Origin of the sequence: Nonomuraea sp. NPDC004580 (assembly GCF_040609855.1) — a bacterium.
Classification (GTDB): domain Bacteria; phylum Actinomycetota; class Actinomycetes; order Streptosporangiales; family Streptosporangiaceae; genus Nonomuraea; species Nonomuraea salmonea.
In genome coordinates, this window is sequence record NZ_JBEXLH010000022.1 from 1 (window position 1) to 26,996 (window position 26,996).

23 protein-coding genes and 2 pseudogenes are annotated in these 26,996 nt (G+C 71.9%); 17 read left to right on the plus strand and 8 right to left on the minus strand.

All coding sequences use genetic code 11. The annotated features are described in order from the left end of the window. Positions 1-238, plus strand: a pseudogene (locus ABZW11_RS22800) (gfo/Idh/MocA family oxidoreductase); the annotation flags it as partial. Positions 239-275: 37 nt separating this feature from the next. On the opposite strand, the gene ABZW11_RS22805 reads toward ABZW11_RS22800, so the two are convergent. From ABZW11_RS22805 to ABZW11_RS22815, 3 genes are all read right to left on the minus strand, one after another. Further along, positions 276-1,379 (minus strand): 5-methyltetrahydropteroyltriglutamate--homocysteine S-methyltransferase, encoded by a 1,104-nt coding sequence (locus ABZW11_RS22805; RefSeq protein ID WP_355420256.1) that lies wholly within the window; start codon positions 1,377-1,379, stop codon positions 276-278. Positions 1,380-1,384: 5 nt separating this feature from the next. Continuing rightward, positions 1,385-2,812: a long-chain fatty acid--CoA ligase gene (locus ABZW11_RS22810; RefSeq protein ID WP_355420259.1), complete on the minus strand. Its 1,428-nt coding sequence runs from the start codon at positions 2,810-2,812 to the stop codon at positions 1,385-1,387. 96 nt (positions 2,813-2,908) lie between these two features. Beyond that, entirely contained in the window at positions 2,909-3,700 is a 792-nt protein-coding gene (locus ABZW11_RS22815; protein ID WP_355420262.1) for a PaaX family transcriptional regulator C-terminal domain-containing protein, read from the minus strand. Between the two features lie 106 nt (positions 3,701-3,806). On the opposite strand from ABZW11_RS22815, the gene ABZW11_RS22820 reads away from it, so the two are divergent. The 10 genes from ABZW11_RS22820 to ABZW11_RS22865 all read left to right on the plus strand — a co-directional run bounded on the left by ABZW11_RS22820 (position 3,807) and on the right by ABZW11_RS22865 (position 13,424). Next, positions 3,807-5,006 carry an ABC transporter substrate-binding protein gene (locus ABZW11_RS22820; RefSeq protein WP_355420265.1) on the plus strand — a complete coding sequence of 400 codons (1,200 nt, stop codon included), beginning with the start codon at positions 3,807-3,809 and terminating at the stop codon, positions 5,004-5,006. 2 nt (positions 5,007-5,008) lie between these two features. Then, a complete protein-coding gene (locus ABZW11_RS22825; RefSeq protein ID WP_355420268.1) occupies positions 5,009-5,764 on the plus strand; it encodes an ABC transporter ATP-binding protein in 756 nt (251 codons plus the stop codon). Beyond that, a complete protein-coding gene (locus ABZW11_RS22830; protein WP_355420271.1) occupies positions 5,761-6,420 on the plus strand; it encodes an ABC transporter ATP-binding protein in 660 nt (219 codons plus the stop codon). Before ABZW11_RS22825 ends, ABZW11_RS22830 begins: the two co-directional genes overlap by 4 nt. Next, entirely contained in the window at positions 6,417-7,277 is an 861-nt protein-coding gene (locus tag ABZW11_RS22835; protein ID WP_355420273.1) for a branched-chain amino acid ABC transporter permease, read from the plus strand. Before ABZW11_RS22830 ends, ABZW11_RS22835 begins: the two co-directional genes overlap by 4 nt. After that, entirely contained in the window at positions 7,274-8,248 is a 975-nt protein-coding gene (locus ABZW11_RS22840) for a branched-chain amino acid ABC transporter permease (RefSeq protein ID WP_355420276.1), read from the plus strand. The genes ABZW11_RS22835 and ABZW11_RS22840 overlap by 4 nt, the downstream gene beginning before the upstream one ends. A gap of 45 nt (positions 8,249-8,293) precedes the next feature. Next, positions 8,294-8,656 carry a type II toxin-antitoxin system RelE/ParE family toxin gene (locus tag ABZW11_RS22845; RefSeq protein ID WP_355420279.1) on the plus strand — a complete coding sequence of 121 codons (363 nt, stop codon included), beginning with the start codon at positions 8,294-8,296 and terminating at the stop codon, positions 8,654-8,656. 29 nt (positions 8,657-8,685) lie between these two features. Then, positions 8,686-9,102 (plus strand): helix-turn-helix transcriptional regulator, encoded by a 417-nt coding sequence (locus ABZW11_RS22850; RefSeq protein ID WP_355420282.1) that lies wholly within the window; start codon positions 8,686-8,688, stop codon positions 9,100-9,102. Further along, positions 9,099-9,536, plus strand: coding sequence for a hypothetical protein (locus tag ABZW11_RS22855; RefSeq protein ID WP_355420285.1), 438 nt, complete (start codon positions 9,099-9,101; stop codon positions 9,534-9,536). The genes ABZW11_RS22850 and ABZW11_RS22855 overlap by 4 nt, the downstream gene beginning before the upstream one ends. A gap of 67 nt (positions 9,537-9,603) precedes the next feature. Beyond that, complete coding sequence (locus ABZW11_RS22860; RefSeq protein ID WP_355420288.1) at positions 9,604-12,426, plus strand: LuxR C-terminal-related transcriptional regulator; 2,823 nt, start codon at positions 9,604-9,606, stop codon at positions 12,424-12,426. A gap of 89 nt (positions 12,427-12,515) precedes the next feature. Further along, entirely contained in the window at positions 12,516-13,424 is a 909-nt protein-coding gene (locus ABZW11_RS22865) for an alpha/beta hydrolase (RefSeq protein WP_355420291.1), read from the plus strand. A 79-nt stretch (positions 13,425-13,503) separates the two neighbouring features. Here the strand turns inward: ABZW11_RS22865 and ABZW11_RS22870 are convergent. After that, positions 13,504-13,740 (minus strand): annotated as a pseudogene (locus tag ABZW11_RS22870) (NADAR family protein); the annotation flags it as partial. Positions 13,741-13,923: 183 nt separating this feature from the next. On the opposite strand from ABZW11_RS22870, the gene ABZW11_RS22875 reads away from it, so the two are divergent. The 3 genes from ABZW11_RS22875 (at position 13,924) to ABZW11_RS22885 (ending at position 16,937) form a co-directional block, all read left to right on the plus strand. Beyond that, the gene (locus ABZW11_RS22875; protein ID WP_355420294.1) at positions 13,924-14,181 is read left to right on the plus strand and encodes a CopG family transcriptional regulator; all 258 of its coding nucleotides are present in this window, start codon (positions 13,924-13,926) and stop codon (positions 14,179-14,181) included. Further along, on the plus strand, positions 14,178-14,603 hold the full coding sequence (locus ABZW11_RS22880; RefSeq protein WP_355420296.1) for a PIN domain-containing protein: 426 nt from the start codon (positions 14,178-14,180) through the stop codon (positions 14,601-14,603). The genes ABZW11_RS22875 and ABZW11_RS22880 overlap by 4 nt, the downstream gene beginning before the upstream one ends. A gap of 219 nt (positions 14,604-14,822) precedes the next feature. After that, positions 14,823-16,937, plus strand: coding sequence for an NACHT domain-containing protein (locus ABZW11_RS22885; protein WP_355420298.1), 2,115 nt, complete (start codon positions 14,823-14,825; stop codon positions 16,935-16,937). Positions 16,938-17,009: 72 nt separating this feature from the next. Here ABZW11_RS22885 and ABZW11_RS22890 read toward each other — a convergent pair whose 3' ends face one another. Next, entirely contained in the window at positions 17,010-18,149 is a 1,140-nt protein-coding gene (locus ABZW11_RS22890; RefSeq protein ID WP_355420301.1) for an acyl-CoA dehydrogenase family protein, read from the minus strand. A 16-nt stretch (positions 18,150-18,165) separates the two neighbouring features. After that, positions 18,166-21,513, minus strand: a complete 3,348-nt coding sequence (locus ABZW11_RS22895; protein ID WP_355420304.1) for an indolepyruvate ferredoxin oxidoreductase family protein — start codon at positions 21,511-21,513, stop codon at positions 18,166-18,168. A gap of 173 nt (positions 21,514-21,686) precedes the next feature. Here ABZW11_RS22895 and ABZW11_RS22900 point away from each other — a divergent pair, with 173 nt between their 5' ends. After that, positions 21,687-22,133: an Lrp/AsnC family transcriptional regulator gene (locus tag ABZW11_RS22900; protein ID WP_345399545.1), complete on the plus strand. Its 447-nt coding sequence runs from the start codon at positions 21,687-21,689 to the stop codon at positions 22,131-22,133. Between the two features lie 17 nt (positions 22,134-22,150). Here the strand turns inward: ABZW11_RS22900 and ABZW11_RS22905 are convergent, their stop codons facing one another. Together ABZW11_RS22905 and ABZW11_RS22910 are read right to left on the minus strand one after the other, a co-directional pair. Then, positions 22,151-23,698, minus strand: a complete 1,548-nt coding sequence (locus tag ABZW11_RS22905) for a CARDB domain-containing protein (RefSeq protein WP_355420306.1) — start codon at positions 23,696-23,698, stop codon at positions 22,151-22,153. Positions 23,699-23,820: 122 nt separating this feature from the next. Beyond that, a complete protein-coding gene (locus ABZW11_RS22910) occupies positions 23,821-24,468 on the minus strand; it encodes a nucleoside monophosphate kinase (RefSeq protein WP_355420309.1) in 648 nt (215 codons plus the stop codon). A 104-nt stretch (positions 24,469-24,572) separates the two neighbouring features. Between ABZW11_RS22910 and ABZW11_RS22915 the strand changes: the two genes are divergently transcribed. Both ABZW11_RS22915 and ABZW11_RS22920 read left to right on the plus strand, forming a co-directional pair. After that, complete coding sequence (locus tag ABZW11_RS22915) at positions 24,573-25,601, plus strand: S66 peptidase family protein (RefSeq protein ID WP_355420311.1); 1,029 nt, start codon at positions 24,573-24,575, stop codon at positions 25,599-25,601. A 124-nt stretch (positions 25,602-25,725) separates the two neighbouring features. Then, entirely contained in the window at positions 25,726-26,970 is a 1,245-nt protein-coding gene (locus ABZW11_RS22920) for a C39 family peptidase (protein ID WP_355420314.1), read from the plus strand. Positions 26,971-26,996: the final 26 nt, after the last annotated feature.

The following is a 26,996-nucleotide window of genomic DNA, read 5'->3' on the forward strand; positions in this document are numbered from 1 at the left end:
CGTGGTCGACTTCCGCACCGGCACGGAGGAGACCCTGAGCCTGGACGAGACCGTCGGGCCCTCGGCGGCCGACGGGCACGGGGGCGGCGACGAGGGGCTCACCGACGCCTTCCTCGCCGCCGTCGCGTCGGGCGACCCGTCGCCGCTGCACACCGACGCGGCCGAGAGCCTGATGACGCACCGCGTGGTCTGGGCCGCCGAGCAGGCCAGGCTCACCGGCACGGTCGTCACGCTCTGACCGGCTCCCCCTCGCGCCCGAGGGGGAGCCCGGAACGTCAGCCCCAGACCTCCTGGGCGGTCTCCACGATGAGCCGCAGCTTGGCGAACTGCTGCTCCTCGGTCAGCTCGTTGCCCTCGACGGTGGAGGAGAAGCCGCACTGCGGCGACAGGCAGAGCTGGTCGAGGTCGACGAACTTGGCGGCCTCGTCGATGCGCCGCTTGAGCGTGTCCTTCGACTCCAGCTCGCCGCGCTTGGTCGTGACCAGCCCGAGCACCACCATCTTGCCGGGCGGCACGAACCGCAGCGGCTCGAAGCCGCCGGAGCGCTCGTCGTCGAACTCCAGGAAGAACCCGTCCACCTTGAGCTCGTTGAACAGCGCCTCGGCCACGAAGTCGTAGCCGCCGGACGCCGCCCAGGAGGAGCGGAAGTTGCCCCGGCACATGTGGGTGGTGACGGTCATGCCGGCCGGCTTGGCGGCGAGCGCGGCGTTGATCTGCTTGATGTAGCGCAGGTGCATGTGCTCGGCGTCGTCGCCGCGCCCGGCCAGCTCGGCGCGCTGGGCGGGGTCGTTGAGATAGGCCAGGCTGGTGTCGTCGAACTGCAGGTACGTGCAGCCGAGCGCGCCGATCCTGCGCACCTGCTCGGCGTAGGCGGCGCTGAGGTCGCGCCAGAACTCCTCGACGTCGGGATAGACCTCGGGGTCGATGGCGGCGGGCCCGCCCCGGTAGTGGACCATGCTGGGCGACGGGATGGTCAGCTTGGGCGTGACGCCCTCGCCGACGGTGTCGCGCAGGAACCCGAAGTCGTCGGCGAAGATCGGCGCGTCGAGCTTGATCCGGTCGTGCACGCGCAGCGCGGCGGGGGTGAACTCGATGTCGCCCTGCTCGTTGTGGAAGCGTACGGTGATCTGCTCGTCGGCGGCCTGGCCGATGCCGCCGAGCTGATAGATGAAGTCCATGTGCCAGGAGGCCCGGCGGAACTCGCCGTCGGTGGCGCTCTGCAGGCCGGCGTCACGTTGTTTGCGCACCACCTCCCTGATGGCCGCGTCCTCGGCGGCACGCAGCTCGTCACCTTTCAGGGTCTCGCGGGCGCGCAGCAGCTCCTGTGGACGCAACAGGCTGCCGACGTGGTCGGCGCGGAAGGGCGGTGAGGTACGCATATGGATCATCCTCCTCCGTAGAGCTTTCTCAGCGGGGCCTTGAGGAGCTTGCCCGCCGCGTTCTTGGGCAGCTCAGCCACGAATTCCAGATATTTCGGGATCTTGTAGCGGGCGAGGCGGCCGTCCAGGTGCTTGAGCAGGTCGTCGGGGCTCGTCGCGACCCCGGCGCGGAGCACGACCAGGGCCTTGCCGACCTCGCCCCACCGCTCGTCCGCCACCCCGATCACGGCGCACTCGGCGACGGCGGGATGCTCGTACAGGGCGCTCTCGACCTCGGCCGGGTAGATGTTCTCGCCGCCGGAGATGATCACGTCGTTGATGCGGTCGGAGATGCGCACGTAGCCGTCCTCGTCGGCCACGCCGACGTCGCCGGAGCGGAACCAGCCGTCCTCCGACAGCACCTTCGCGGTCTCCTCCGGCCGCCGCCAGTAGCCGCGCATCACGTTGGGGCCCTGGACGTACAGCTCGCCCGGCTGTCCCGGTGCGGCGGGCGAGCCGTCGGAGGCGACCAGCCGGACGTCGGAGAAGAAGCACGGCACGCCGGCGCTGCCCGCCTTGTCCACCGAGTGCTCGGCGCCGAGGAAGAGCGCCCCCGGCGCGGTCTCCGTCATGCCGTATCCCTGCAGAAACGTCAGCCCCCGCTCCTGGTACGTCCTGATCAGCGGCTCCGGCACCGGCGCGCCCCCGCACAGCAGGTGCCGCAGGCTCGACAGGTCGGCGGTGGGCCAGCGCGGCGAGCGGGTGAGGAAGCCGAACATCGACGGCACCCCGAACATCACCGTGACCCGCTCGCGCTCGATGAGGTCGTACGTGCGCTCCACGTCGAACGACGGCTCCAGCACCGCCCTGCCGCCCTTGAGCACGCACGGGATGAGCGTCTGCGCCAGCGCCGCGATGTGGAACATGGGCGCGCTGATCAGCACCACCTCGTCGTGCGCCAGCGGCACGTCCACGAGCAGGTTGACCGCGTTCCAGGTGAGGTTGGCGTGCGTGAGCATGGCGCCCTTGGGGCGTCCCGTGGTGCCCGAGGTGTACATGATCAGGCAGACGTCGTCCTGGCTCACCGGCGCGTCGATCGGCTCGGGCGAGCCGGAGGCGACCAGCTCCTCGTACGCGGCGCCGCCCACGTGCCGGCCGGGCAGCCCGGCGCCGTCGCGCTCCTCGCCCAGCACCAGCACGGCGGCCTCGGCGTCGTCGAGGATGAAGCGCAGCTCGGGCTCGGCCAGCCGGGTGTTGAGCGGCACGAACACGGCTCCGAGCAGGCCGGCGGCGAAGAACGTCTCCACCATCGCGGGCTGGTTGGCGCCCAGGAAGGCGACCCGGTCGCCGCGCCGCACGCCGAGCGCGGAGGCCAGCCGGTGGACGCGTTCGAGCAGCTCACGATAGGTGTGCTCGCGCCCGCGGTACGACACCGCCACCCTGTCGGGCGTCATGCGTGCCCTGCGCGCCGGCCACGAGCCAATCCCCTGATTCCGCATCGGCACTCCTTGACGCTCAAGCCCTCAAGTTAGGCCACTTGGCGATCGCTGTCACCGTTCTGCCCAACTTTCATCGGGGACGGTGTCCAGCAGGTCGGCCACGATCCGCGCCGCCTGCGGCCTGAACCGCTCGTGCAGCGAGTGGCAGACGCGCTGCGCCTTCTCGGCCGGCCAGTCGTGCGGCAGGTAGCGCAGCGGCAGCCGCGGATCGGTCCTGATGATCTGCAGCCAGCCGGTCAGCAGCATGAGCGAGCGGGCCAGGTCGTCGGGGGCGTCGGGGGCCGGGTCGGCCTGGTCCCAGCGGCGCAGGAACTCCCGGTAACGCTCGCCGAGCCCTTCGAGGTCGTAGGCGTCGCGGACGAGGGCCTGCATGTCGGTCGGCTGCCGGGGCTCGGCGGCGAACACCTTGACGTTGGCGTCCAGGTCCTCGATGACGCCGGTGGCGTCCACCTCGCCCGGCGCGATCCACAGGCCGTTCTGCAGCGGCCCGAAGCCCGCCCAGACCAGCCGCGAGCGCAGCTCGTGCCGCTGGCGCTGCCACGACTCGGGCAGCGAGAAGCCGATGAGCGTCCACTGGTCGGCGCCGCTGTCGTTGACCACGCCGCTGTGCCAGATGCGCCGCTCGCCGTCCTTGAGCACCTCGGTGCTGGTGGGGGTGAGCCCGAAGTACATGCGCCGGCCCGACCGCTGGCGGCGCAGCAGGCCGCGCCCGACCATCCTGGTCAGCGTCGAGCGGGTCGCCTCCTCCGAGATGCCGACCTTGCCGAACGCCTCGATGAAGCTTCCCGAGGAGACGCAGATCCCGTGGCCGTATACGTAATCGCCGAGGAAGGTCAGAATCACGGATTGGGGCCTCATTGCGGGTGTCTCCCGATATTCGGCAATCTGTTGACAGCCGTAATGTACCTGCCTACTGTCGGGGCCACATCGCCCGGTCCTGGAGGTCCTGATGCGCAGGCTTCTACCGTCGCTGGCTTGTCTCCTACTCACGCTCACCGCCTGCGGGGGCAGTGGTGACGGCGGAGGCGGCGGATCGGGCGGTCAGGACCCGATCAAGATCGGCCTGATCGTCTCGCTCACCGGCAACTACACGCCGCTCGGCAGCGAGGACAAGAAGGCGGTCGAGCTGGCCGTCGAGCAGGTCAACGCCCAGGGCGGGCTGCTCGGCCGCAAGGTGGAGCTGGTCACCAGGGACGACAAGACCGCCCCCGACCAGGGCATCGTGGCCTACAACCAGATCAAGGGCGAGATCGACGCGCTGATCGGGCCGGTGTTCTCCAACTCGGCGCTGGCCGTGGAGCCGCTGGCGGAGCGCGACAAGATGCCGTACCTGTCGCTGGCCCCCGCGCAGGAGCAGGTCGAGCCGATCAAGAAGCACATCTTCGTCACCCCCGCCCTGTCCAGCATGTACGCCGAACGCTTCCTGCAGTACATCCAGGCCGAAGGCATCAAGACCATCGCCGTCGGCTGGGACTCCAAGAGCGCGTACTCGGTCTCCGGCCACGAGGCGATGGTGGAGCTGGCGCCCAAGTACGGCGTGACGATCGCCGTGGACGAGCCGTACGAGACCACGACCTCCGACTTCAGCCCCATGTTCACCCACGTGCGCGAGTCGCAGGCCGAGGCCCTGGTGTTCTGGGGCTCCGGCGCGCCCGGCGTGACCGCGGCCAAGCAGTACGTGGCCTCCGGCCTGAAGACCCCGCTGTTCCTGACCGCCTCGCAGGCCAGCAAGCTGTGGCTAGAGCCGATGGGCGCCGCCGCCGAGGGCATGACCGTGCAGAGCGCGATCGGCGTCGTGGGCGAGCACCTGCCGGACGGCAAGCAGAAGCAGGTCATCGAGCAGATGGCCAAGCCGTACGAGGAGAAGCACGGCTACCCGCCGCCGCAGTTCGCGCAGGACGGCTACAGCGCCTCGCTGCTGCTGTTCGAGGCGATCAGGAAGGCGGGCAGCACCGACAAGACCAAGATCCAGCAAGCCCTGGAGACGATGGACCTCATCACGCCGAACGGCCGCTTCCGCTACTCCGCGACCGACCACTCCGGCCTGTCCCCCGAGTACATCTCCGTCAACACGGTCAAGGACGGCAAGTTCGTCCCGACCGAGTGGGCCAAGGAGCAGCTCGCCAAGACCGTCTCGGCACTGGGGTAGGCGTGCTGGAGGTCACCGGCGTCTCCCGCTCCTTCGGCGGCGTCTACGCCGTCCGCGACGTGTCGCTGAACGTCGCGGACGGCGAGGTCTGCGGCGTCATCGGCCCGAACGGAGCGGGCAAGTCCACCCTGTTCAACCTCATCACCGGGCACCTCGCCGTCGACCACGGCCAGATCTCCTTCCTCGGCCGCCGGGTGGACCGGCTGCCGCCGCACCGCCGGGCCAGGCTGGGCATGTCGATCGTCTTCCAGGCCGCCCGCGTCTTCCGCGGCATGACGGTCAGGGAGAACGTCATGGTCGGGGCGCACGGGCGTACCGATGCCGGGTTCGTCTCCGCCGCGCTGCGGCTGCCGCGGCACCGGCACGACGAGCGCGAGATCGGTGAGGCCGCCGACCGCGCGCTGGAGCGCGTCGGGCTGGCCGAGTGGGCCGACCGGCCCGCCGACCGGCTGCCCATCGGCCAGCAGCGGGCGCTCCAGCTCGCCCGCGCCCTGTGCGCGCGGCCCCGGTTGCTGCTGCTCGACGAGCCCGCCTCCGGCCTGCGCGGCGAGGAGCGCGAGCGGCTCGCCACGCTCGTGGAGGAGCTGCGCGCCGACGGGCTGACGATCCTGCTCATCGAGCACGACGTGGCGTTCGTGACCCGGCTGGTGGACCGGGTCGTGGTGCTCGACCTCGGCCAGGTCATCGCCGACGGCCCGCCCGCCGAGGTCAGGGCCGACCCGCTGGTGCTCGCCGCCTACCTCGGGCAGGCGTCATGATCGACGTCCAGGACCTGGTGGTCTCGTACGGCACCGCGACCGCGCTCGACCACGTCACGCTCACCGCCGCCAAGGGCGAGATGGTCGCCCTGCTCGGCCCCAACGGCGCCGGCAAGTCCACGCTCGCCAACACCCTCGCCGGGCTGCTGCGGCCCGCCTCGGGCAGCGTGCGGATCGGCGGCCGGCTCGCGCTCATCCCCGAGGGCCGCCAGCTCTTCCCCGACCTGTCCGTGGCCGACAACCTGGTGCTCGGCGGCTGGCGCTCAGGCCGGCGCGACCCCGCCCTCGTCTACGACCTGCTGCCCCGCCTGGCCGAGCTGGCCGGGCGGCGGGCCGGGGTGCTGTCCGGCGGCGAGCAGCAGATGGTCGCCTTCGGGCGGGCGCTGATGTCCGATCCCGACGCGCTCGTGGTGGACGAGCTGTCGCTCGGGCTGGCCCCCAACGTCACCGCCGACCTCGCCGCCCACCTCGCCGAGCTGAACCGCTCCCACGGGCTGACCGTGCTGCTCATCGAGCAGAACGCGCGGCTGGCGTTCGACCTGTGCTCGCGGGCGTACGTGCTGGAGTCAGGGCGGCTGGTGACCGAGGGCCCGTGCGACGAGCTGGCCGACGACCCGCGGGTGGCCAGCGCCTACCTGGGCGGGGCGATCACATGAGCGCGTTCCTCACGTACCTGCTGAACGGCCTGGCCGTCGGCTGCGCCATCGCGCTCATCGCGAGCGGGCTGGTCACCATCCACCGCGTCACCGGCGTGGTGAACTTCGCCCAGGGCACCTTCGCCGTCGTCGCGGGACTGTGCACGTCGTCGCTGCTCGGCCTCGGGTTCCCGCACGGCGTGAGCGAGGTGGCCGCCGTGCTCGCCGCCGCGCTGGCCGGGCTGCTCACCGGCCTGGCCGCCATCGGCAGGCCCGGCACCACGCCGCTGTCGTCGCTGATCGTCACGCTCGGGGTGGGCGTGCTGGCGTACGCGGTGGAGATCGTGCTCTGGGGTGACCAGCCGCGCTCCGCGCCCGGGCTGGCGGGCTCCGTGGAGATGCTCGGTGCGCGCATCCAGACCCAGTACCTGCTGGTCATCGGGGTCACCGCGGCCACGTTCGTGCTGCTCGCCCTCTTCTTCGGGCGCACCTACCTGGGCAAGGCGCTGACCGCGTGCGCCTCCAACCCGTACGCCGCCCGCGTCGTCGGCATCGACGTCAGGAAGATGGGGCTGCTCGCGTTCGCGCTCGGCGGGCTGCTCGGCGGCATCGCCGGAGTGCTGGTGACGCCGCTGCGGCCGATCTCGTTCGACACCGACGTCACGCTCATCGTCAACGGCTTCGCCGCCGCCGTCTTCGGCGCGCTCACCAGGCCCGTCATCGCGCTGGCCGGCGCGCTGCTGCTGGGCGTCGCCGAGACCATGGCCGCCGGCTACGGCTACGGCTCACACCAGCTCGAAGTCGCGCTCGGGCTGATGATCGTGGTCATGATCGTGCAGGCCGGCCGCCGTACCACGCTCTCCCAGGAGTCCGTATGATCAGGCTCGCCGCCGGGCTCCTCGCCGCCGCCGTCACGCTCGCCCTGCCCGCGGTGCTCGACGACAGCGCGCTCGCCGTCTACATCCTGCTCGGCCTCGCCGCCATCGTCACCGTCGGGGTGTCGCTGCTCATGGGGTACGCCGGGCAGGTCTCGCTCGGCCAGGGCGCCTTCTACGCCATCGGCGCCTACACCGCCGCGCTGCTCGCCCTCGGCGGCGTGCCCCCGATCGCCGGCCTGATCGCCGCACCCGTCGTCGCCGCCCTGTCCGCCCTCGTCATCGGCACTCCCCTGCTGCGGCTACGCGGCCACCACCTCGCCTTCGCCACCCTCGCCATGCAGCTCATCCTGCTGTCGCTGGCCGGGCAGCTCGAGTTCACCGGCGGCGACATCGGGCTGCAGGCCATCCCGCAGTTCTCCATCGGCTCCTTCCAGGCCGAGAGCGCCGCCGCGTACGCGTACCTCACCTGGGGCGGCCTCGCCCTCGTCCTGCTGGTCACCCACAACGTGATCACCTCACGCCCCGGCCGCGCCCTGCGCGCCCTGGCCACCAGCGAGACCGCCGCCGCCTCCTCCGGCATCCCCGTCGGGCGCTACAAGCTCGTCGTCTTCGCCCTGTCGGCCGCCTTCGCCGGCCTGGCCGGCGGCATCTACTGCTTCTACACCGGCTACGTCGCCCCCGGCTCCTTCCCCGTGCTGATCTCCATCCAGTACATCGTCATGGCCGTGGTCGGCGGCCTCGGCACCCTGTGGGGCGCCGTGGTGGGCGCCACCGCCATCACCCTGCTGGTCCAGGGCCTCGACAGCCTCGCCACCCTGCCGTGGATGCCGTCGTACGCGCCGAGCGTGCTGTCGTACGCGGTGTACGCCCTCGTCCTCATCGTCGTCGTCCTCTTCCTCCCCCAGGGCCTCCTCCCCACCCTCACCGACCGCCTCTCCAAAAAGACCCCCCACAAGCCCCGCCCCCGCTGAATTCAGCCTCCTCTACTGACCGCCTGACGCCCCGGGATGTGCGACGTGGGAGAGGCTCCTGATGCCGCTTGGCAGTTCTACCGCACCGAAACGGGGCGACCTGTCGTCAGCGAGGAGATTCAGGAAGTCTTGGGCGACGGTCCTCCGAAGAAGGAACTGGGCGCGCTGCTGACCAGGATCCAGTACAACCGCGCCCTGCCACGGGACACGAAGCCGCTCGGGCAAGGACTGTTCGAGGCTCGACTCACGTACGTGGGAAACGAGTACCGGCTCTACTTCGCGCACGGCCCGCAGGGCGAGCATGTCCTGCTCGGACTGGCCTTTCACAGGAAGGGCGGCAACGGTGCGCAGAAGAGGGTCATCGCCAGAGCCAGGGAGCGCCTGGCCGAGTGGCTGATGAGAATATAAGGTGAACCCGATACGAGGAGGTCGACCGTATGGATCCGCAAGTCGCGGAACTGCTGGGGATCGATCTGACCGACCCGGACGTCCAGCGTGAGAACGCGGCGATCGACCGCGACATGCGTCTGATCGAGACGCTCGTGGCGATCAGGAAACAACGCGGGCTCACTCAGGCCGAGGTGGCCGAGCGCATGGGGCGGAGCCAACCGGCGGTGTCCGACTTCGAACGGCTGGGCGGCGACCCGCATCTGTCGACCATTCGCCGCTACGCTCTGGCCGTGGGCGCCGAGGTCGTCCACATCGTGAGCGCCTCCGGCGGCGCGGCCACCACGAGTTCCACCGTTTCGCGGCTCTGCGTTCACCCCGTCGGCTTCCCCGAGAACGCGGGGTCGCCGCAGGCGAGCACCACGTCCGGCACGGGCAGCCTCGACCTGAGGCAGGCGACACGGTGATCGAGGGTTTTCTCGTCTTGGCCGACTCCGCGACAACGGACGCGACGTCGGGCAAGGTGCACATGCTGGGTGCGGGATGGTCACTGACCGGCCCGGCCATCCCTCCTTCTGCTGTCACCGGCTTCCTCCGCCTGCCGTGGGAGGAGGCCGGTGAGGGCATGCGGTTTCGCCTCCGGCTGGTCGGCAAGGATCAGGCGGAGGTGAAGGTCCTCCATGAGGACGGGGAGTGCCGTGCGGTGGCCTTCGAAGGGACTCTCGGCCTGCCCGACGTGCAGAGCACGGACGAGCTCACCAAGCAAGTGCCCATGAACCTCTGTTTCGCCATTCCCGTACCACCGCTGCCGCTGCCGGCCGGTCACGTCTACGAGTGGATCTTCGACGTCGAAGGGCTGAAGGTCGCTTCGGTGCGTTTCGCTGTTCGGGGTGGATCCTGACAGGGGGCGGTTGTTGATCTGGTATGCGGTCTTTCACGTTTGACATCCGCGCGTAACACTGGACGACGTGTCCCCTGTCGCGCGGGTTCCTGTGGTGCGTGGTCGTGGTGCGGAGGAGCGGGTGCTGCGGCGGCTGCTCGACGGCGCTCGCGAAGGGGGTGGCGGGGCTCTGGTGCTGGCCGGTGGGCCGGGCATGGGCAAGACCGCCGTGCTCGGCCTCGCCGCCGGGCTGGCCGGGGAGGCGTTCCTGGTGTTGCGGGCGTCGGGGGTCGAGGCGGAGTCGCGGCTGCCGTACGCCGGATTGCACGGGTTGCTGCGGCCCGTCGCGCAGGCCGCCGCCCGATTACCACCCGCGCAGGTCCGCGCGCTGGCCCCGGTGCTCGACCCCATCCCAGGAGCCGAGGGCGGGCTGGCGTTACCGGCGGCCGTGCTCGCGCTGCTGGCCGACCTCGCCGGTACGCGGCCGGTGCTCGTCTGCGTGGATGACGTGCACCTGCTCGACCCCGCCAGCCGTGAGGTGCTGGCGTTCGTGGCCAGGCGGGTGGCGGGTGAGCCGGTGGCGCTGGTGTTCACCGCCCGCGAGGACGGGCCCTGGGCGGCGGGGCTGCCGGTACGGGTGCTCACCGGGCTGGGCCGGACGGCCGTACGGGAACTCGCCGACGACCTCGCGCCCGGCGAGATCAGCGAGGAGCTGCTGGCGGCGCTCGGCCACGTCGCCCTGGGCAACCCGCTGGCGCTGACCGATCTGATCGGCTCGCTCACCCGCGACCAGCTCGCCGGCGTCGCCGCTCCGCCCGAGACGCTGCCCAGGGACGGCCGGTTATGGCGGGAGCACGCCTCCCGGCTGGCCGCGCTGCCGGCGGAGACCGGGCGGCTGCTGATGCTGATCGCCGCCGACCCCGAGATCGACGTGCCCACGCTGAACGCGGCGGCCCACCCCGGCTGCGCGCTCACCGCCCTCGAACCTGCCGAGCGGGCGGGCATCCTGTACGCCACCGGCTACCGCTACGCCTTCCACGACCCCGCCCTGCGCGGCGTCGCCTACCACGGCGCCACCCTCCTGAGCCGCCGCGAAGCCCACCGCCTTCTGGCCACCCTCTACGAAGGAGCGACGGAGCTCAAAAGCGCCTGGCACCGCGCGTGGGCGATGGACGGGGAGCCGGAGCACCTCGCCGACGACCTGGCCGCCGCGGCGCTCAAGGACCGTACGCCGGGCGGCCACCCCGAGCCGTCCCTGGCGCTGGAGCGGGCGGCCGAGCTGACCGGCAGGCACCGCCCCGAGAAGGCGGAACGGCTGGCCGCGGCGGCCAGGCACGCCTGGGTGGCGGGCCGCCCGCAGGTGGCCCGCGCGCTCCTGGCCCGCCTGCACGACCTGGCCAGGGCCCCGAACGAGGTGCGCGCCCACGTACGCCTGCTGCGCGGCAGCCTGGAGCTGCTCGGCGGCGAGACGGGCAGCGCCAGGGAGGAGCTGCTGGCCGCCGCGACCTGGCTGCTGGAGAGCCACCGCATGCTGGGCGTCCGCGCCCTGGTACGCGCGGCGGACGCCAGCTACCGGGCGGGCGACAACCGGGCGTTCATCGCGATCGCCCGGCAGGCCGCGGCCCTGCGCCGCCCGGACGAGCAGGTGCCGGCGCAGCTCATGTTCGAGTACCTGGCGGGGATGGCGGCGACGTTCAGCGGCGCGCACCGGGAGGCGGCGGCCCCGCTGCGCCGGGTGGTGGAGCTGGCCGGCCCAGTGGTCGGCACAGTGACCGGCCCAGTGACCGGCACAGTGACCGGCCCAGTGGCGGGCACAGGGATCGGCACAGGGGTCGGCACAGTGAACGACCCTTCCGTGCTGGCGTGGGCGGGCGTGGCGAGCATGCTGCTGGGCGAGGAGGCCACCGCCCACCGCCTGTCGGTCCGCGCACTGGAGGCGGCCGGCGCGCGCGGGGCGGCCTCGGCGGTGCCGCAGCTCCTGGAGTACGCGATCTACCCCGAGGTGTGGTCGGGCCGCTACACCTCGGTCGCCGACACCGCGGCGCGCGGCCTCCACCTGGCCAGGGAGGCGGGCCAGCGCAACACGGCCGCCCAGCACCTGGCCTGGCTGGCGATGACGGCGGCGGTGGAGGGCGATCAGGAGACGTGCAGGATCCGCGCGGACGCGGCCATCGACCTGGCCGGCGCGCACGACCTGGGCATCGCGGGCGCGATCGGCACGTGGGCGCTGGCCTGCCTCGACCTGGCGGCAGGGCGGCCCGCGGACGCGGCGGGACGGTTGCGGGCGGAGCGGCGTACCAGCCGTCATGTGGTGATCAGGGTGATGGCGACGCCGCACCTGATCGAGGCGTGCGCGCGTACCGGAGATCATGAGGGCGCCGAGGCGGCGCTGACGGTGCTGGAGGGCTGGGTGGGCAGCACGCGCAGCCCTGACCTGCGGGCGCTCGTCGCCCGCTGCCGGGCGCTGCTGGCGGGCCCGCGCGAGGCGGACGAGCTGTTCAGGGAGGCGCTGGAGCTGCACGGGCAGGGCGGCCACGAGTTCGAGGCGGCGCGGACGCGGCTGCTGTACGGCAGCGCGCTGCGCCGCGACCGCCGCCCCGGCGCGGCCAGGACGCACCTGCACGCGGCACTGGAGACGTTCGAACGGTACGGCGCCCGCCTGTGGACCGAGCAGGCGCGGACGGAGCTGCGCGCATCGGGCGAACCGGTCGGCCCGGCGCCGGCGGCGGCCACGAGCCAGCTCACCCCGCAGCAGCTGCGCATCGCCCGCATGGTGGCCGAGGGCGCCACCAACAAGGAGGTGGCCGAGCAGCTGTTCCTCAGCCGGCGCACGGTCGAGCACCATCTGCGCAACGTCTTCAGCCGGCTCGGCGTCCGCTCCCGCGTCGAACTGGTAAGGCTCATGTCCTGATCGCAGGACCGGTGATTTCACCGATGCACAGTTGACGGCCGCTCCGAACAATGGCGAAAGACAGCTGTCACCACCCGAAGCACCCCCCGATGAGCAGGGAGTATGACGACGTGCAGCTCTTAGCCCCCCGATTCGGCGCGCGAACGTTCACCAAACTCGCCCTCACCGTCTCACTGATCGCCGGCGCCCTCGCGGCCGCCTCCCCCGCCCAGGCGGCGAGCCCGTACGAGCGCGGCCCCGCCCCGACCGACGCCCTGCTCGAAGCCTCCAGGGGCCCGTTCTCGACCGGGCAGACCAGCGTCTCGTCGCTGGTGAGCGGCTTCGGCGGCGGCACGATCTACTATCCGCTCGACACCAGCCAGGGCACGTTCGGCGCGATCGCCATCTCGCCCGGCTACACCGCCCGCTGGTCCAGCCTGTCGTGGCTGGGCCCGCGCATCGCCTCACACGGCTTCGTGGTGATCGGCATCGAGACGAACACCCTCTACGACCAGCCGGACAGCCGGGGCCGCCAGCTCCTCGCCGCCCTTGACTACCTGGTCGAGGACAGTTCGCTGACCGTACGCAGCCGCATCGACTCCTCGCGGCTGGCCGTGGCGGGCCACTCGATGGGCGGCGGCGGCTCGCTGGAGGCGGCGAGCAGCCGGTCCTCGTTGCAGGCGGCGGTGCCGATCGCGCCGTGGAACCTGCAGAAGTCGTGGTCGGGCGTGCGCGTGCCGACGATGATCATCGGTGGTGAGAGCGACAGCATCGCCCCGGTCTCCAGCCACTCCGAGCCGTTCTACCAGAGCATCCCGGCGTCGTCGGAGAAGGCGTACCTGGAGCTGAACAACGCCAGTCACTTCTTCCCGCAGACCACCAACACCACGATGGCCAAGTCGATGGTGGCCTGGCTGAAGCGGTTCGTCGACGACGACACCCGCTACGAGCAGTTCCTCTGCCCGCCGCCCAGCGGGCTGGCGATCGAGGAGTACCGCCACACCTGCCCGAGCTCCTGACCTTTCCAGAGGATGGCGGCCGCACGCGTGCGGCCGCCATCGCGTGCTTCCCGTACCGCTCCGCCATGTGCTCAGTCGCCTACACCCCCCGCAGAGGCTCCCGAACCTTCATAAGAGCGAACCCCAGCAGGTTGAGCCCCCGCCAAGCCTCTGGCCGCTCGGCCCGCTCATCATCGGCCGCCAGCCCGATCCCCCAAACCCGATCAACCGGACTGGCCTCCACGACCACCCGCTCCCCCGTCGTCAAGAGGTAGTCGCGCAACTCGGCGTTCTGCCCGAACTTCGCCAGATTTCCCCGCACCACGATCTCGAACCGCTCCCCCCGCTTGACGACCTCCACCAGCCCATCGACATCCGCACCACACTCTCCATCCCCACACCATCCCAAGAGCCAGGAATCATCCGCCAACCACTTCCGTCCCCGGCAGTCCAGGATCACTCTGGTAAGAGAGTGGACACCAGGAGTATGGTGCGAAGTATGGCGACTAAGAAAGTAACGGTGACGATCCCCGAGGAGCTCCTAGACGAGATCCGTACGGATGCCGCAGACCGGGGCCTGTCCGCGTACATCACCGAAGCCTTGCGCGCCAAACGCGACCGGGACCGGCTGCTCGAACTGGTGAACTGGCTGGAGGAGGAGTACGGACCGGTCACCGACGACGAGCACACCGCGGTGATGCAAGAGCTGGAAGAGCTGGATGCCGAGCACGAGCGCCGCCGCGCCCGCCGGAAGAAGTCCGCAGGAGAGGCTGCGTGAGCAAGCGAGCCGGCGGGCACAGCAACGTGCCGCTGCGGACCTTCGTTCTCGACAGTGAGGCTCTTTCCCTCGCTGTGCGGGGCGACCGACAGATGGTCGCCTGGCTGGATCTCGCCGCCCGAGGTCAGGCGGAGGTCGTGACGTCTCCGATGACGGTGGTCGAGGCGTATGACGGGAGGATCACGGAGCAACGCTGGGATTGGGTGCTCTCCCGGCTCAACATCGCCGACATCGGCAAGGACCATGCCCGTGAGGCGCGCCGGCTCCTGGCCGACGCCAAGCTGCACGGTCACAAGTACGCGATCGACGCCGTGCTCGCTGTCGTCGCACGACGTCAGAAGGGGGAAGTCATCGTCTTCACCTCGGATGTGGACGACCTGGAGAAGCTTCTCCCCGACACGATCCTCGTCAAGAAGGTCTGAATACAACTCTGCCGTTCGGTGGGTAGTAGACGCTGGCGACCGGTGGCTCGTCGCAGTAGTCCTTGCCGTGCTGGCTGCAGCACCACTCGGTGGCCGCGACGCTCTTCGGGTCGTTGAAGGCGAGGTCGAACGGCTCACGATCCGGATTTCCATGGGTTCCATGCGCAGGCGTAGCGAAAGCTCCCCGGCTTCGGGGCGCGATCATTACCATGGGCTCCCATGGTGGGCGGGCGGACATGGCGGATCCGGTTGTTATGGCTGCTGTCCGTGCTCTTACCGGTCGTGGTGGCCGTGACCGCCAACCAGGTGTACGCCGACGGCGTGTGGAGCGGCCCTTGGACCGCCGGCACCATCGTGGCGGCGGTGGTGTCCGCGCTGGTCCTCGAACGGTTCCAGCGCGTGACCGCGCCCGCCCCCGCGAGCGTCACCGACACGATGAAGACCCTCGCCGACCTGGTCGAGCAGCGGTGGAGCGATGAGGTGGTGACGCGTGGACTGGGCGATCCGCCCATCCCGGTCTCCTGGTGCATGACCCGCAGGACCAAGCTCATGGACCACCCGCACCTGATCGCCGACCGAGAGCCGGCGGTGACGGGCCGTTCCGACGACATCAAGGCGCTCTGCGCCGCCTTCCGCTCACTGCGCCGGCGTCGCCTGGTCATCACCGGGGGCGGGGGCACGGGCAAGACCACGCTGGCCATCCAGCTGATGCTGCATCTGATCCGCACGCGCGCCGACGACGAGCCGGTCCCGGTGCTCCTGCCCGTCGCCGACTGGGACGTCGAGGTCCACCCGCGATTCCAGGACTGGGTGGCCGATCGCGTACGCACCGACTACGCCGCGCTGCGCACGCTGGGCGACAAGCGGGACGGTGCCGACGTCCTGGCGGCCCGCGGCGCGATCCTGCCCGTGCTCGACGGTCTCGACGAGCTGCCTGAGCCCGCCCGCGCCAAGGTGATCGCGACGCTGTCCAGCACGCTCATGGAGCGTGATCAGCTGATCGTCACCTCACGCGTCACCGAGTACGGCGACGCGATCGCCGCCACGCGGCGCCCGCTCAAGGCCGCCGCCGTCATCGCGCCCAGCCGGCTGAAGCCCGACGTCGCGGCGGACTACCTGAGTTCCCATCTGCCCGCGCTCCCCGGGTCCTCGGCGTGGCACACGGTCCTGCGCGCGCTCAGAGAGGGCACCGCGCCGGCGCTTGCCGACGTCACCTCCACCGCACTCGGCCTGTGGATGGTCAGGGCCGTCTACATCGACCGGCCGGAAGCCGACCCGGCTCCGCTGGTCACCGAGTACGCCGCCGACGAGGCCGCCCTGCGCGCCCACCTCCTCGACAACCTCCTCGACGCGCTGCTGACCGCGCGCACCGCGATCGGGCCCACGACCTGGGACACGGCCAAGATCACTAAGTGGACCCGGCGGCTGGCCGTTCTGCAGACCAGGTCCGACGGTCCCGACCTGGCATGGTGGCGGCTGACCGACCAGGCGCTGCCCCCCTCTCGAGTACGGCGCGTGATCGCCCGCACCTGGATCGAGGGGCTCAGCGGCCTCGTGTTCGCGCTCCCCGCCGCGCTGATGGCCACCCTGACCTACGGGCCGGTCTTCGGCTGCGCCTTCGGCCTCTGCTACGGCCTGCCCGCGGTGGAAGCCGCCCGCACTCCGGACTTCGCTCCGCTGCGGGTGCGGCGACGGCTGCGGGACTTCATGAGGAACACGCGGTCAGACGTACGGCAGCTGGTCGTCCTCCTGCTGGCCGGCGTCACCGGCCTGCCTGCCGCGGGCGCTGCCCTGATCACGCACGGCTGGAAGGCGGGTCTGGGCTCCCTGCTCGCGGCGCTCGGCGTCAGCTGGCTGGCCGTGCGGATGATACGGCTGAAGGACAGGGATTCCGCCCTGCCCGACGAGAACCGGATCCCGCCGTTCACCGCCGCCGTCACCCCGCTGTCCACCTGGCGGGTCAACCGAAGCCTCATCGGTGTGCAGCTGTTGAACGCGCTGTTCCTCGGAGCGGCCGTGGGCTTCGGTTTCGACTTCATCAACGAGGCGTCGCCCGTGCCGCCTTCCCCATCGCCCCGTGTGCACGCAGGGATGGGCGTGATCTCCGGCATCGCGCTCGGCATGGTGAACAAACGCCAGCACATGTGGCTGAAGTCCGCCATCGCCCTCCTGCACCTGGGGCCGTCGGGCCGGCTGCCGTTCCGCTTGATGCGCTTTCTGCACGAGCTGCACCAGCTCGGCGTCCTGCGAACCGTCGGCCCCTTCTATCAGTTCCGCCACGCCGAGCTGCACGACCATCTCGCCGCCGCCGAGGCACCCGGCCGCTCCCCCTGACCGCCCCGCGCCGGGGCGTCAGGGCAACTGCCCCTTCGCCACGGTCACCGGGTGGGTGCGCACCGAAGGAGGTCAGCGGGCCAGGGCGCGGCTGATGACCAGCCTCTGGATCTGGTTGGTGCCCTCGAAGATCTGCATGATTTTCGCCTCGCGCATATACCGCTCCACTCGGAACTCCCGCGTATACCCGTACCCCCCGAAAACCTGAACCGCGTCCGTGGTGACCTTCATGGCGGCGTCCGTGGCGACCAGTTTGGCGATCGAGGCGTGGCGGCCGTACGGGAGGCCGGCGTCGCGGCGGCGGGCGGCGTCCAGGTACATGGCGCGGGCGGTGTCCACGGCGGCGGCCATGTCGGCCAGCAGGAAGCCCAGGCCCTGGTGGTCGATGATGCGTTTGCCGAACGTCCGGCGTTCCTTGGCGTACGCCACCGCCTCGTCCAGAGCGGCCTGGGCGAGGCCCGTGGCGCAGGCGGCGATGCCCAGGCGGCCGGAGTCGAGGGCGCCGAAGGCGATCTGGAGGCCCTGGCCCTCCTCGCCGATGAGGCGGTCGGCGCCCACGAGCACCCCATCCCAGTGGGCGCTGGTCGTCGGTACGGCGTGCAGGCCCATTTTCTCCTCCGGGCGGCCGAAGGTGAGGCCGTCGGCCGAGCCGGGGGCGAGGAAGCAGGAGACGCCGCGCGAGCCGGACCCCGTGCGGGCGAAGAGGGCGTAGAAGTCGGCGATGCCCCCGTGCGTGATCCACGCCTTGTTGCCGGTGATGCGGTAGCCGTCGGCGACGCGCTCGGCGCGGCAGGTCAGCGCCCCGGCGTCGGAGCCGGCCTGCGGCTCGGACAGGCTGTAGCCGCCGATGAGCTCGCCGGCCAGCATGCGGGGCAGCCACCGGTCGCGCTGCTCGGGGGTGCCGTGGGTGAAGACGGTGTAGCAGGCCAGCGTGTGCACGCTGGTGGCGACGGCCACGGCCGCCCAGCGCATCGCCAGCTCCTCGATGACCTGCAGATACACTTCGTACGGCTGCCCGCCCCCGCCGTACTCCTCCGGGTAGGGCAGGCCGAGCAGCCCGGCCGCGCCCAAGGTGGCGAACAGGCCCTCGGGGTAGGTCTCGGAGCGTTCATGCTCGTCGACCCGGCGGGCCAGCTCCTTGTCGGCGATGTCGCGGGTCAGCTCGATGAGGTCTCTGGCGTCCTGGTCCGGCAGCAGGCGTTCGACGGTCACGATGACTCCTGAGGATTCAGAGGTTCTCCAACGCTTTCCGCGCGCGTTCGCGGAACTCGGCGACCCGGGCGAGCTTGATGTCCTCGTACCCGCGGATCAGGTCGGGCAGGCCCGCGAGTTCCTCGACGACGGCGGCGTTGGCGGGGGTGAGGCGGCCGAGGGCGGTGCGGACGAGCTCGCGGTACTCGCCGACCAGCGCCCGCTCGACCCGGCGCACCTCGGCCCTGCCGAACACGTCGAACGCGGTCCCCCGCAGCACCTTCGCGGCGCGCAGGCCGCGGAAGAGCACCCCGGCGGAGCGGCCCACCTTGATCTTGCGCTTCATGCCCATCGCGCGGAGGACCGGCGGGTGGAGCAGCACCGTCACCTTGGCGCCGGTGCCGAACTCGCGCTCGCGCCGCGCCTGCTCGGCGGGGTCGAGGTGGAGGCGGGCGACCTCGTACTCGTCCTTGTAGGCCATCAGCTTGTGCAGGCCGCGCGCGTAGGCGAGGGCGATGGCGGCGCCGGCCTCCTCGCCGGCCCGCTCCAGAGCGCGGGCGGCGACGCTGCGGACGTCGTCGGCGTACGTACGGGCGTACGTGGCGTTCTGGTAGCCGGTGAGGTCGGCGACGCGATCGGCCACGACCTCCTCGAACGTCAGCGGCGCGGCAGGCGCGGGCAGCACGGCCCTGCGCACGGCGCCGGGGTCGTGCGCGACGGCCCGCCCCCACCGGAACGCGGCCAGGTTCTGCTCGACGGAGGCCCGGTTGAGCGTGATGGCCCGCTCGATCGCGTCGGCGCCGACGGGCAGGCAGCCGTGCTGGTACGCGGCGCCGAGCAGCAGCAGGTTGGCCGGCATGTGGTCGCCGAACAGCTCCTCCGACAGCGCGTGCGCGTCCACGCAGTGCTGGGCGCGGGTGGCGGAGGCGACACGGGCGACCGCGTCGGCGTGGCCGGGCACGGCGACGCGGCCGGTCACCATGGCGGCGGTGGGCACGACGGAGGTGTTCAGCACGGCGACGGTACGCCCGGGCGCCGCCACGGACAGCGTGGCGTCGGCCGCCGCCCCCAGCACGTCGAACCCGATGAGCACGTCGGCGCTGCCCCGCGAGGCCCGGACGTGCCCGGCCGGCGGCCGCTTGCCGATGCGCACGTCGCTGACCACGGGCCCGCCCTTCTGGGCGAGCCCGGTCTGCTCCAGGCCGGTGGCGTGCAGCCCGTCGAGGTGGGCGGCCATCTGCAGGATCTGCGAGACGGTGACCACGCCGGTGCCGCCGATGCCGGGCATCCTGATGAGCGTCTCGTCGGCGTGGGAGGTGACCGGCTCGGGTGAGGTGACGGGCGGCGCGGGCACCTTCCTCGGCTCCTTGGTGCCCGGCTCGACCAGCAGGAACGAAGGGCAGTCGCCCTTGAGGCAGCTCAGGTCGGTGTTGCAGGATGCCTGGTGGATGCGGGTCTTGCGGCCGTACTCGGTCTCGACCGGCTGCACGGACAGGCACGTGGAGACGTCGCCGCAGTCGCCGCAGCCCTCGCAGACCCGCTCGTTGACGTGCACCTTCTGGGCGGGCGTGGGGAGCTTGCCGCGCTTGCGCAGCCGCCGTTCCTCGGCGGCGCAGCGGTCGTCGTGGATGAGCACGGTCACCCCGCCGATCGCGGCCAGCTCCTTCTCGACCTCGGGCAGGTCGTCGCGGTGCCGTACGGAGGCGATCGGCGCGAGCTCCACCCCCCGGTACGTCTCGGGCTCCGGCGTGGTGATCACCACCCGCCGCACACCCTCAAGGGCCAGCTCCCGTGTCAGCGCGGGCACGTCGAGCCGCCCCTCGGGCCGCTGCCCGCCGGTCATGGCGACCGCGTCGTTGTAGAGCAGCTTGTACGTCATCGGCACCCCCGCCGCGACCGCCGCCCTGATGGCCAGCGACCCGGAGTGGTGGTAGGTGCCGTCGCCGAGGTTCTGGACGAAGTGCCGGTCGTCGGTGAACGGCGACAGCCCGATCCACTGCGCGCCCTCGCCGCCCATCTGGGTGATGCCGACCTGGGTGCCGCGCCCGTGACCGTCGAGCGCGATCATCGCGTGGCAGCCGATGCCCACGCCGACCAGCGTGCCGTCGGCGGTGCGGGTGGAGGTGTTGTGCGGGCAGCCCGAGCAGAAGTACGGCGTGCGCGCCGCCACCACCGGCAGCAGCCCCCTGCGGCGCTCGCGGCGCGGCGGCTCGATGCCTAGGCAGGTGGCGATCGCCTTGGCCACGTCGTCGGCGCCCAGCGTGCCCCTGGCGGTGAGCAGGTCGCGGCCGGTGATCTCGGGGACGTGCGCGCCGCCGTACAGGGCCTGCTTCAGGTGGCCCTCCAGGAACGGCACCTTGTCCTCGACCACCAGCACCCGGCCGAGGCCGGAGGTCAGCTCGGCCAGCTCGGCGGGGTCGAGCGGGAACGGCATCGCGATCCTGATCAGCCGCAGGCCGTGCGCGTCCATCGCGGCCTCGTCGATGCCGAGGTCGGCGAGCGCGCGTTCGACCACCGCGTACGTGGCGCCGGACGCGAGCACCCCCAGCGTGGTGTTGCCGGCGCCGGCGGTCACCCGGTTGAGCCCGTGCTCGCGGGCGTAGGCGCGGGCCAGGTCGAGGCGGCGGGTGAGCATGTCGTGCTCGGCGTCGAGCGCGGCGGGGCCGAGCAGGATGGGCGCGGGCCCCCGGGAGGCGCGCCCGGGCTCGGGGATGCCGGCGCGCAGCGGGCCGAGGTCGACGGTGGCGGAGGCGTCGGCGATGTCGGCGACGATCTTCAGGCCGACCCACAGGCCCGTCGCCCGCGACATGGCCACCGCGTGCAGCCCGAACTCGATGATCTCGGCCACCGAGCCCGGCGCCAGCAGCGGCATCGACAGGCTCTGGCACATCGGCTCGCACGAGCTGGGCAGCGTGGACGACTTGCAGCCGGGGTCGTCGCCGATCCAGGCCACCGCGCCGCCCAGCGGGGCCGTGCCCGCCACGTTGGCGTGCCTCAGGGCGTCGGCGGCCCGGTCGAGGCCGGGGTTCTTGCCGTACCAGAAGCCCGTCACGCCCTCGTGGCGGCGGCCCGGCACCTGGTCGAGCAGCTGCGTGCCGGCCACCGCCGTGGCCGCCAGCTCCTCGTTCAGCCCCGGTTTGACCACCACGCCGGCGGGCTCCAGGAACTTCGCCGCCCTGCCCATCTCCAGGTCCACGCCCGCCAGCGGCGAACCCGGGTAGCCGCTGACGAACGCCCGGGTGTCCAGCCCGCGCTCGTCGTCCAGGCGGCGCTGCTCCAGCGTCAAGCGGACCAGGGCCTGGATGCCCGAGATGAGCACGCGGCCGTCGTGCGCCGTGTACTTGTCGTCGAGCGACACGGGGGCGGGAGTCTCGCTCACGCTCATGCGAACCTCCTGGCTTTCTTACGTGCTCGCCTCGTGGGCGCCGTGCTTCCCAGCACAGCAACCAGGGCATGATATGCGCAAGTATTAGACGAGAAACCGGGCCGAAGACGCAAACAATATGAGTTCATGGACGTGCCAGCCGGCGTTCTTTGCGCATGAAGGGGGCGTACTCCGTGCCTGAGGTGGACGACATCGATCACCAGGTGCTGCGACTGCTGCGCGAGGACGGGCGCAGGACGTTCTCCGAGATGGCCGAGCGTATCGGGCTGTCGGTGGCGGCGGTCAAGCGGCGGGTGGACCGGCTCAAGGAACTGGGCGTGATCACCGGCTTCGCCGTGCAGATCGACTACGCCAAGCTCGGCTGGGGCATCGAGGCCTTCACCGAGCTGCGCTACCCCGGCACCACCCCGGTCGCCGAGATCATCCGCACCGCCACCGACGTGCCCGAGGTGCAGGCCGTGTTCACGATCGCGGGCGACCCGGACGCGCTGATCCACGTACGGGTGCGCGACCTCGGCCACCTCCAGCAGGTCATCGACCGGCTGCGCAGGGCCGGGAACGTCACGGGCACCAAGACCCTGCTCGTGCTCGGGTCGTGGACCCGCGACGTCGTGGACTGAGGCCGGGCAGGCGCAGGTCAGGGGGTTCGCCTGTCCTGGTGGGAGAAGGAGCGGACGAGCAGGCCGATCGCGAGCAGCACCGCCACGCCGAGGCCCAGCATCCACATCGACGCGCCGGTCAGCGGCAGGGTCTCGCCGCCGTGGTGTGCGGGCGGCGGCACGTCTCCGGCCGCTGCCGGGGGCTCGGGGTCGCGCTCGCGGCGGGGCTCGTCCGGCTCGTGCCCGGTGTTCCTGCGTTCCTTGTCCGGGGAGGCGCTGGGAGTCGGCTCGGGGGTCTCCTGCGGCTCCTCGGTGCTCTCCTGAGCCGGTTCCGCCGCCGCCACGACCGTGTCGGCGCAGGTGTGGTTGTCCTCGGTGTTCTCCTCGCCGCCGCCCGTCGTGACGGACGCGCAGATCGTCAGCGGGCCCGCCACGTGCGGGGTCAGGCTGAACGCGTACGTCCTGCTCTCCCCCGGCGCGAGCGGGCCGAGCGGGCAGGTGGACGCGGAGCCGCTGGGCGGACACTCGGCCGGGCGCTCGGCGATCGTCGCGCGGTCGCCGTCGGCCAGGTTGTGCAGGGAGACGTTCGCCGCCCGTGAGGGGCCGTGGTTGGTCACCGTCAGCCGGTACGGGATCCGCTCGCCGTGGCTCACCTCCCGCGGGGCGCCCTCCTGGCGTACCTCGACCTCGGCGACCGCCCGCGCCCGCGTCGTCAGCTCGTCCTCGCCGGCGATCGCGTCGGGTGCGGTGACGTTTGCGCGGTTGACCAGGCCGGTGCCGTCCTGGAGGGCGGGATCGGTGCTGACCGGCAGCTCGAACGCGACGCTGCCGCCCGCAGGGAGTGCCGTGCCACAGGTGACCGTGCGTCCGGTGAGCGAGCAGCCGTCCGGGAGGCGGCCGGGGGTGAGGTCGCGGTCGAGCACGGCGGTGGCGATGACGCCGGTGGCGTCCGTCTCGCCGGCGTTCGTGACGGTCATGACGTAGACCGCCTCGCCGCCGATGATCACCGGGGTAGGCGCGAGGTCCTGGGTGACGTGCAGGTGCGCGGGGGCGCGGGGCGTCCCCGTCACGCTCGGCCCGGGCGCCGCCGGCCCGCCCCGCCGGCCGCCCAGCTCCCCTTCCGGCCCGCCCCGCCGACCTCCCAGCTCCCCTTCCGGCCCGCCCCGCCGACCTCCCAGCTCCCCTTCCGGCCCGCCCCGCCGACCTCCCAGCTCCCTTTCCGGCCCGTACGTCGGCGCCCCCACGAGCCCGGACGGCCCCATCGCGCTCTTGGCGGCGCTGCCCGGCGCGAGCCCGGCCCCCGGACCTCGCGCGGCGCCGCCGGGCGCGAACCAGGCGCCGCCGCCGGCCCCGAGGCCCGCGCCCGCGCCGAGGCCCGCGCCCGCGCCCGCGCCAAGGTCCGCGCCCGCGCCGAGGTCCGTGACAAGCCGGCCGGCGGTGAGCGCCGGCGTGCCGGGCGAAGAGCGCGGGCCGGCAGGTGGGCCGGCCGCCGGAGGCGGCTCGATGGCGGGTGGGGTGGTCGCCGCCCAGGCGGCGGTGCCCAGCGCGGCGAGCGCGATGATCGCCGCGATTCCGGGCCTGCCCATGTCGTACCCCCGCGTGACGTGCCTGTCTCGACCCGGTGGTGATCCTCCTCCCGGGGAGCCGGGTCCCGGGGGCGGTCCGACCGCAATCATGAGCCGCCGTGACCGACTCTTTGCCTCACGGGTCAGCCCTGGTAGGGCGGCAGGTTGAAGCGGGTGCGGATGGTCCGCTGGACGGCGAGCTTGTCGGCGCGGGCGTCGATGGTCAGCACGTACTCCTTGCGGCGGAACAGCTCCAGCACCGGCCCGGTCTTGTCGTGGTAGTCGGCGAGCCGCCTGGCGAGCGCGTCGGGGGTGTCGTCGGCCCTGGTCACCAGCTCGCCGCCGCACACGTCGCAGCGCCCCTCCTCCTCGGGCCGGTGGGCGATGAGGTTGTAGTCCATGCCGCACCGCGCGCACAGCCGCCGGGCCAGCACCCGCCTGCGCACCTCGTCGTCGGGCAGGTCGAGGTGGATGACGCCGTCGAGGTCGTAGCTCTCCAGGAAGAACTCGGCCTGGCGCCGGTTGCGCGGGAAGCCGTCGACGATGAAGCCGTAGTTCCAGTCGTGGAGTTCGAGGCGGTCCTTGACGACGTCCGCCACCAGGTCGTCGCCGACCAGCTCGCCGGCCGCGAGGAGGCGTCGTACCTGGGCGCCGAGCTTGGTGTGGTGCTTGACGTGCCAGCGGAAGATGTCACCGACGCTGATGTGGACGAGGTCGAGGTCGGCGGCGAGCATCGCGCTCTGGGTGCCCTTGCCGCTGCCCTGCACGCCCATGATCACGTATTTCCGCATATCGAGCCGCTCCCGTCCTGTCGTTGGTCTCGTCACCTTCCCATCGGGGATCATGCGCGAAAAGGTGTACGAACCGGCGCGGCGATCGTGCGAGGATCTCCGCCATGGATCCGCGTTACCCCGTCCCGCTGCGTCCCGGCGACCGCGTCGCCGTCACCGCCCCCTCCTCCGGCGTGCCCGACGTGCTGCGCGCCCGGCTCGAGGCGGCGATCCGCACGGTGGAGTCGCGCGGGTTCGAGGTGGTGACGGGCTCCTGCCTGTACGACCCCGGCCACGTCAGCGCCCCGGCGGAAGACCGGGCCCGCGAGCTGATGACCCTGCTCACCGACCCCACGATCAGGGCCGTGGTGCCGCCGTGGGGCGGCCAGACCGCGATCGACCTGCTTCCGCTGCTCGACTGGGACGCGCTGCGCGCCGCCGAGCCGACCTGGGTGGTGGGCTATTCGGACATGTCCACGATCATCACGCCGCTGACGATGCTCACCGGCGTGGCCACGGTCCACGGCAACAACCTGATGGACACCCCCTACCGCGCCCCCGAGGGCCTGCTGACCTGGCTCGACATCGTCACGATGACGCCTGGCACGACGTTCACCCAGCTCCCGCCCGGCCGGCACCGCGCGCACGGCCGCGACGACTACGTCGAGACGCCCGAGGTGGACACGTTCACGCTGGACACCCCAGCACGCTGGCGGCGGCTCGACGGCGACGGCGACCTGGAGGTGACCGGCCGGCTGATCGGCGGCTGCATCGAGACGCTCGCCGACGTCGCCGGCACCCCCTACGCCGACGTGCCCGCCTTCGCGGCGGCGGCCGGTGACGAGGGGCTGCTGGTCTACGTCGAGGCGTGCGAGCACGACGCGGGCGAGATCTGCCGGCACCTGCACGGCATGCGCCTGGCCGGCTTCTTCACCGGCGCTAACGCCGTCATCGTGGGCCGCACCTCGGCGCCCGGCCTCCCCTCGCTGAGTCAGGAGGAGGCCGTGCAGGACGCGCTGGGCGGGCTCGGCGTGCCGATCGTGGCCGGGGTCGAGTGCGGGCACGTGCCGCCGTACATGCCGATCGTGAACGGCGCCCGCGGCCGCCTGGTGTGCACCGCGGACCGGAACGAATTGACCCAGACTCTCGCCTGATACGTAGATCTGCCGATGCTCGGCACACCCGCTGCGCATACTGTCGGCCCCACCGAGCGCCTTCAGAGCCCCTTCAGAGCCCCTTCAGAGCCCCTTCAGAGCCCCTTCAGAGCAAGGTGGGTCCATGCGTGCGCTGACCGTGTTCCTGTCCACTCTCGCCCTGGTCACGACCTGTGCCGCCCCGGCCGAGGCGAAACCGGCCGCGACGGTCCCCGACGTGGTGTTCCAGCGGGCCGACTTCACCACCGGCACCGCCGAGGGCACGACGGCGGCGGGCGGGCTGGCGTTCGGGGAGGCGACGGGCACCGTGTCCCACACCGACGCGCTGGGCACGAAGACGTGGGAGTACGCCCGCTGGACCGGCCCCGAGCAGGTCATCGGCTTCGCGGCGACCGAGCTGATCGCGTCGTGGACGGCCGACGTGCCGCCGGGGAGCTGGCTGCAGGTCGAGGCCAGGGGCAGGAACGCCGAGGGGCTGACCCGGTGGTACTCCCTGGGCCGCTGGTCGTACGCGGAGGGCGACGTGCTGCGCACCTCGGTGCCCGGCCAGTCCGACGCCGACGGGAAGGTGGCGGTGGACACGCTGGTCGCGGCGGCCGGCAAGCCGCTCAGCGCCTACCAGCTCCGGCTGACCCTCTACCGGCGGCCGGGGTCTTCCGTGACGCCGCGGGTGCGGACCTCCGGCGTGATGAGCTCCAACGTGCCGCGCCGCGCGAGCGTGCCGGTCAGTCCAGGCGGCGGCGCGTGGGGCGAGGAGCTGGCCGTGCCGCGCCGCTCCCAGAACATCCACCAGGGCCACTACCCCGAGTGGAACGGCGGCGGCGAGGCGTGGTGCAGCCCCACCTCGACCACGATGGTCATGGGCTACTGGGGCACCTGGCCCAGCGAGCAGGACACCGCCTGGGTCAAGGACTCCGACCCGAACCCCGAGGTCGACCACGCCGCCCGCTTCACCTACGACCACGCCTACAAGGGCACCGGCAACTGGCCGTTCAACACCGCCTACGCCGGCCGCTACGGCCTCGACGGGTTCATCACCCGGCTGCGCTCGCTGACGGAGCTGGAGCTGCTGATCAGCGCCGGCATTCCGGTGATCACCTCGCAGTCCTTCAAGAAGGAGGAGCTGCCGGGCGCGGGTTACGGCACGGACGGCCACCTCATGGTCGTCGTCGGCTTCACCGGGACCGGCGACGTGATCGCCAACGACCCCGCCTCACCGAGCAACGCGGCCGTGCGGCGGGTCTATCCGCGGGCCGCGTTCGAGAACGTGTGGCTGCGGAGTTCGAGCAGCGGCGGCGTCGCGTACGTGATCCATCCGCAGGGCCGCCGGCTGCCCGCCACGACCCCCGGCCTGCCCGCCAACTGGTGACCCCGATGGCCGTCATGATCTGCCCG